We start from the raw sequence: 6,370 nt of genomic DNA, 5'->3' as shown, positions 1-6,370 counted from the left end.
CCCGCAGGTCTCATGACACCCGCAGGTGCAAATGGCCCCGCATTTTTAGTGTTTAAAAACTTTGATGCCATTTATAGTTACAATGCGGCCGAAAGCTATGGCTTGGCGATTGCCCATTTATCTGATCGTCTAAAAGGAACAGGGCCATTTGTCAGCTCATGGCCGACGGATGATCCTGGTACATCGCGCGCTGAACGCCGTGAAATTCAGCGTTATTTAGTCAGCCGTGGTTATGATATTGGTGAAGTTGATGGTTTGATTGGAGATAAATCTCGTCAGGCGATTCGTCAGGAACAAACTCGTTTGGGTCTAAATCCAACAGGTCGGGCAGGGCAGCAGATTTTAAAAGCGATTCGCACCCAGCAAGCGGTAAAAATGATGCAGTAGTTTTTTAAAATGTGGTTGATAAAAACATAAAAGGTCTACATGTGTAGACCTTTTATGTTTGTAATGGTTTTACTCGATCGGGGATTGATCCAGTTTGACCGCTTCAAGAATGTCCATAATCACAGTAGTGACATCCTGACTCAGTTCACGATCATTAAAAATTTCATAGGCGGTGATGGTGACATCGGTATCACTGGGTAAGAGTTTTTGTTCTTCTTCGATCAGATGTTCAATTGGTAAGAGAGTTTGTTTCACTTCCAGATGTAAAATATCCTTAAATTCGATATTTTCATCTTCGAGTTCAATTTCCTGCTCATTGAAATAGGGCAATAAAATTGAATGGAGATAAGGCTGAATTTCAATGATATCAAGAATTTCAATATCACGTGTTTGCTCAATCGTACTGATTAGATCATTCACTTCAATCAAGATATGATAGTAACTCACGTCGATCTCCATTGCCTGTTCATTAGATTCATCTAGCACCATAACATGAATCTGAATACGATTTCGACTCTAGGTACTCTCAGGTTTTAACAAATTACAAAAATTATTGTCGGATTATTTTTATATTATAAATTATTTGTACATCCATCTACGCACAACAATATCAACGAGATAGGCGATGAAGCAGCCTGCCGCACAGAATACAATTCGAAATAATGCACCTTCAATGGTTTGATGAGCGACATCATAAATCGTCACGATCAAAAAGCTGGCTAAAGCAATTCCACAATATTCAGTATGTCTGACAATAATACAAATCAGAGTCGTAAGAAAAATTCCAAGAATTAAAAACCAATATTCCAAATTAATATACGCGACATAATGTGAGGCAGAAAAAATTAAAAACCAAATTAAAATTCCAACTATTGAGCCAATAATATTGCCCGTAATTTGATTAAAATTAACTTTAATATTTTGATCTGCTTGGAGGGTAAAGAAGCTCGTTAACGTTGCCCATAAGAAGAAATTTGAAGTTTTGTCTTTATCAAAAATGATTGAAATTATGCTGATAATAATGGTGCAGGTCAGAATTTTAATAATGTATTGAATTTGAGCTGAACTACTTTTATTCATTTGAGAATTTAAAATGGTCTATTCTTTTTAAAATAATACATCACTTTATTTAAAATGAATAAAAAACCGCGCTTTCGCGCGGTTTTTCTTAAAGAGACAAATTATTTTTTGTCGTCTTTGACTTCAGTGAACTCAGCATCTACCACGCCATCGTCCGCTTTTTGTTGTTGACCTGCATCACCACCTTGGAAGGCATTTGGATCAAAACCTTCTGCACCGCCAGCACCTTGTGCTTGCTCATAAGCACGTTGCGTGATTGGCATTAAAATGTTTTGTAATGCTTCGGTTTTCGCTTTGATATCATCCACATCGTTTTCTTTAGTCGCTGCTTCAAGCTCAGAAACCGCAGTAGCGATTGCAGTTTTTTCATCTTCAGTCACTTTGTCACCTAGATCTTTGACTGCTTTGTTTGAGCTAGACACTAAAGCATCCGCTTCATTACGTGCTTTTGCTAACTCTTCAAACTTACGGTCTTCTTCAGCATTGGCTTCAGCATCTTTGATCATGGCATCGATTTCAGCATCAGACAAACCTGAGTTTGCTTTAATCTGGATCGATTGCTCTTTACCCGTGCTCTTATCTTTCGCAGAGACTTTCAAGATACCATCCGCATTGATGTCGAACGATACTTCAATTTGCGGTACACCACGTGGAGCAGGTGGGATATCGCCTAACTGGAAGTTACCCAACAATTTGTTTTGTTGAGCCATTTTACGTTCACCTTGGTAAACCGAAATGTCTACCGCAGGTTGATTATCTGCTGCTGTAGAGAACACTTGTGATTTCTTCGCAGGAATCGTGGTGTTCTTCTCAATGATCGGAGTTAATACACCGCCCATGGTTTCGATACCTAAAGTTAATGGTGTTACGTCTAATAAAAGTACGTCAGTTTTGTCACCAGACAATACTGCACCTTGAATCGCAGCACCAATCGCAACTGCTTCATCAGGGTTCACGTCTTTACGTGGCTCTTTGCCGAAGAATTCTTGTACTTTTTGTTGTACAAGTGGCATACGAGACTGACCACCGACCAAGATTACGTCAGAAATTTCAGAAGTTGATAAACCTGCATCTTTCAATGCAATTTTACAAGGTTCAATGGTACGGGCAACCAAATCTGCAACCAAACCTTCAAGTTTTGCACGTGTTACGTTGATCACTAAGTGTTTAGGACCAGTCGCATCAGCCGTGATATATGGCAGATTGATTTCAGTGGCATTTGATGAAGAAAGCTCAATTTTTGCTTTTTCAGCCGCTTCTTTCAAACGTTGTAATGCAAGTGGATCATTTTTCAGATTAACACTTTGTTCTTTCTTGAATTCTTCAACCAAGTATTCAATCAAGGCATTATCAAAGTCTTCACCACCCAAGAAAGTATCACCATTGGTTGATAACACTTCAATTTGCTGATCGCCATCAAGGTCTGCGATTTCAATGATTGATACGTCGAATGTACCACCACCCAAGTCGTAAACCGCAACTTTACGGTCGCCTTCTTTTTTGTCCATACCAAACGCAAGTGCGGCAGCCGTTGGTTCATTGATGATACGTTTAACATCAAGACCTGCAATTTTACCAGCATCTTTAGTCGCTTGACGTTGCGCATCGTTAAAGTATGCAGGAACAGTAATCACGGCTTCAGTAACCGTTTCACCCAAGTAGTCTTCGGCTGTTTTTTTCATCTTTTTCAAGATTTCAGCAGATACTTGTTGTGGAGCAAGTTTCTTGTCGTTGACTTCAACCCAAGCATCACCATTGTCTGCTTTGATGATTTTGTAAGGGACAAGACCAATATCTTTTTGTACCGCAGCATCATCATAACGACGACCAATCAAACGTTTGATCGCGAATAATGTATTTTTGGGGTTAGTCACAGCTTGACGTTTTGCAGACTGACCCACCAAGATTTCACCATCTTTATACGCAATAATCGATGGAGTGGTACGTGCACCTTCTGCATTTTCGATGACTTTAACTTTATCGCCTTCAAGTACCGCAACACATGAGTTGGTTGTACCTAAGTCAATACCAATAATCTTTGCCATTTGGTGTATTCCTCAAATTTTTTTGCAATGTTTTTGCTTGTTATTCGATATGAGAGTTAATTGTTTTTTTTCAAGGATTTTTATGAAAAAAAATCAAAAAACGCTCAACTTTTATTCATTATTGACCAACCATGACCATTGCTGGGCGTAATAAACGACCAGAAAGGGTATAGCCTTTTTGTAAAACAGTACCGATCTCACCTGACTTGGCATTTGGATCAATACCCACAGCCTGATGAAGATCTGCATTAAAACCATGCTCAGTATCTACAGCGACAATATCGAACTTCTCTAAAGTGTTTAATAATGATTTTAAAGTGAGCTGCACACCTTCTAATAAAGGGGATGGCTCATTGCCTGCTGCTTGAATCGCGCGTTCCAGATTGTCCACTGAATCAAGCAAGCTTTTAGCAAATTTTTCCAGCGCAAATTTTTTGGCTGTATCTGCTTCGCGCTCAGCACGCTCCTTGACTTTTTCAGCTTCATACATCGCATTGGCTGCACGTGCTTTTTCAAGTTTTAGGCTTTCTTCGAGTTTAGTGATTTGAGCTTGTAAATCTTCAACGCTAAGTTCGTTTGCTTGCTCTACACCTTCAGCTTGAGTTTGTTCAGTTTGTTGCTCATTTTGAATGTCTTGAGCTTGCTCATTTTGCTCATTAGCCATTGATGATCTCCGTTTAAATGGGTTTTTAAACATGTACAGTCCTTTTGGCATCGGTGTTTAAAACAGCATTATGCTGAACTGCCATGAGTTTTGATTCTTGATGAATGAAGTAAGGTCATCCTTTAAAAATTCAAGCATGCTGTTATATTTAAATCTCTTTAATTTTCTTTATTTAAGTAAAAATCGAGGTGTTCGATTAAAAAAGCAATAAATTGCTGAATGATTCTGGGTAAATGTTGACGAGACACATACACCAACGAGAGCGTCAAATCTGGTGCAGAAAAATCAGCCAACACCTGAATTAATCGCCCGCGAATCAAATCATTTTGCACCAATCGTGCAGGTAACATCGCAATTCCTTGCGCATTGATACACATATCATACAAAGCATTTACGTCATTGCTTTTAAAGGTGCTATTTAAAGGGTAATTCTGGGGCTGCTGTTCGACATTAAACAACGTCCAGTACTGACTGGCATGTTGATGGGTAATACAGTCATACTGTAAAAGTTGGCTGGGATGTAATAGAGGAGGGTGTTGAGCCAAATAATCGGGATGTGCGCAAAAAATTGATTTGATCTCGTGTACGGGGCGCGCAATTAAACCATCAGCCACCTTTTGAGTGATGCGAAGCGCCAAATCCATCTGATGATCAATTAAATCAACAGTATTTTCAGTGAGAATTACTTCAAATTGAATATGCGGGTGTTGTCGTTTAAACGCTCGTAGACACTCATTCAACCCCATTTGATATAAAAATAAACCGCAGGTGAGACGGATTGTACCTGTTTGTTGTTCATGCGCAGCCAATTCAAACAGTAACGCCTGCTGCTGTAAAATATTTTCACAATACAGTAAAGCTTTTTCACCCGCAGGGGTCAGCGAGATTTTACGGGTGTTCCGCTGAAATAGGCGTACGGAAAATGTTTGTTCCAAATGATCCAGATAACGTGACACCATGGCTCGAGAATAATTAAGTTGCTCGGCGGCACGGCTCAGGCTGCCTTGTTCTGCAATACGAACAAAGACTTGCATGGCTTTTATAGTATCCATCATGACATCTGATTGTTGCATTATTTGTAATAGTTTATCTTGAATTAGCGGCTTTATCTGATACAAATTGCAATTTAAAGTGCTATTTATTTATCTGGATTTAGTCATGCGCAGTTTAAAAGCACCTATTTTAGCCGCAGTCACCTCAGCTTTATTTTCTCAAATGGTACTGGCTAAACCGCTCATCCTCAAAAACTTTTTAGCTCAACCACAACATTTTGGTGTGACTTCGACTTTGATTGAAGGGGAGAAAGAAGTGATCTTGGTGAATGCACAATTTTCCAAATCAGAAGCACTGCGAGTGGCTGCTGATATTCTGGATAGTGGTAAAACTCTAAAAACCATTTTTATCAGTTATGGTGATCCAGACTTTTATTTTGGTCTGGATGTATTTAAGCAGTATTTTCCAAATGCCAAAATCATCGCAACGCCAGAAACAGTAAAGCACATTCAAGATACTCAGGTCTTAAAAGTGCAGTATTGGTCTCCTAAAATGGGCGTCAATGCACCTGAGAGCATCATCATTCCTCAAGCATTTACTGGCAAAACACTCCAACTGGAAAATGAACAGATCGAGATAAAGGGAAATCATGAATTGACTTATTTATGGATTCCGTCAATCAAAGCCGTGGTGGGAGGGATTCCAGTGTCATCGGGCATTCATTTATGGATGGCGGATACGCCTAGAACCAAAGATCGTGCTGAAGTCATTGGTACACTGCAAGCGATCAAGGCTCTTCAGCCGCAAATAGTTGTACCTGCACATATGCTCGAAAATGCGCCAGAAAATTTAGCTGCCGTGAATTTTTCATTGGACTATTTAAACAATTATGAGAAAGCAGTAAAAACCACAAAAACTGCACAACAACTTTCTCAAACAATGCAACAACAATATCCTGATCTCAAAGAAACAGATACTCTGGATTTGGGTGCAAAGGTAGTTAAAGGTGAAATGAAATGGCCTTAATTTGAGGCATAATTTCAAAACTCTGTGAAATTTCATCTTTGCAAAATGGGCTCATTCAAAAAGAATGGGCCTGTATGTACGATAAGTACTGCAAAAAGCCCTCAATTACGATGTAACAATTTATTATGGTTTTAGGTGATTTATATAACGTAAACATCCAGATTTATGATCATTA

General features: G+C 39.1%; 7 protein-coding genes. 2 read left to right on the top strand and 5 right to left on the bottom strand.

Going from position 1 to position 6,370, the window contains the following annotated elements; translation table 11 throughout:
- On the top strand, positions 1-387 hold a 387-nt coding region (locus JR005_RS14595; RefSeq protein ID WP_228731757.1), incomplete at its 5' end, for a peptidoglycan-binding domain-containing protein.
- A 69-nt stretch (positions 388-456) separates the two neighbouring features.
- Here the strand turns inward: JR005_RS14595 and JR005_RS04590 are convergent.
- The 5 genes from JR005_RS04590 to JR005_RS04570 all read right to left on the bottom strand — a co-directional run bounded on the left by JR005_RS04590 (position 457) and on the right by JR005_RS04570 (position 5,228).
- Entirely contained in the window at positions 457-846 is a 390-nt protein-coding gene (locus JR005_RS04590; protein WP_162897706.1) for a hypothetical protein, read from the bottom strand.
- Between the two features lie 120 nt (positions 847-966).
- The gene (locus JR005_RS04585) at positions 967-1,467 is read right to left on the bottom strand and encodes an FUSC family protein (protein ID WP_004994587.1); all 501 of its coding nucleotides are present in this window, start codon (positions 1,465-1,467) and stop codon (positions 967-969) included.
- 101 nt (positions 1,468-1,568) lie between these two features.
- Positions 1,569-3,512, bottom strand: a complete 1,944-nt coding sequence (dnaK, locus tag JR005_RS04580) for a molecular chaperone DnaK (RefSeq protein ID WP_004986251.1) — start codon at positions 3,510-3,512, stop codon at positions 1,569-1,571.
- Between the two features lie 118 nt (positions 3,513-3,630).
- Complete coding sequence (grpE, locus tag JR005_RS04575) at positions 3,631-4,176, bottom strand: nucleotide exchange factor GrpE (protein WP_004994585.1); 546 nt, start codon at positions 4,174-4,176, stop codon at positions 3,631-3,633.
- 158 nt (positions 4,177-4,334) lie between these two features.
- Positions 4,335-5,228: a LysR family transcriptional regulator gene (locus JR005_RS04570; protein WP_034700137.1), complete on the bottom strand. Its 894-nt coding sequence runs from the start codon at positions 5,226-5,228 to the stop codon at positions 4,335-4,337.
- Between the two features lie 106 nt (positions 5,229-5,334).
- Between JR005_RS04570 and JR005_RS04565 the strand changes: the two genes are divergently transcribed.
- The gene (locus JR005_RS04565) at positions 5,335-6,195 is read left to right on the top strand and encodes an MBL fold metallo-hydrolase (RefSeq protein WP_218665632.1); all 861 of its coding nucleotides are present in this window, start codon (positions 5,335-5,337) and stop codon (positions 6,193-6,195) included.
- Positions 6,196-6,370 lie beyond the last annotated feature (175 nt).

The organism is Acinetobacter sp. Colony158 (assembly GCF_019264745.1).
Lineage (GTDB): Bacteria > Pseudomonadota > Gammaproteobacteria > Pseudomonadales > Moraxellaceae > Acinetobacter > Acinetobacter ursingii.
The sequence above is the reverse complement of the archived record's forward strand: the minus strand, read 5'-3'. Positions and strand labels throughout refer to the sequence as shown.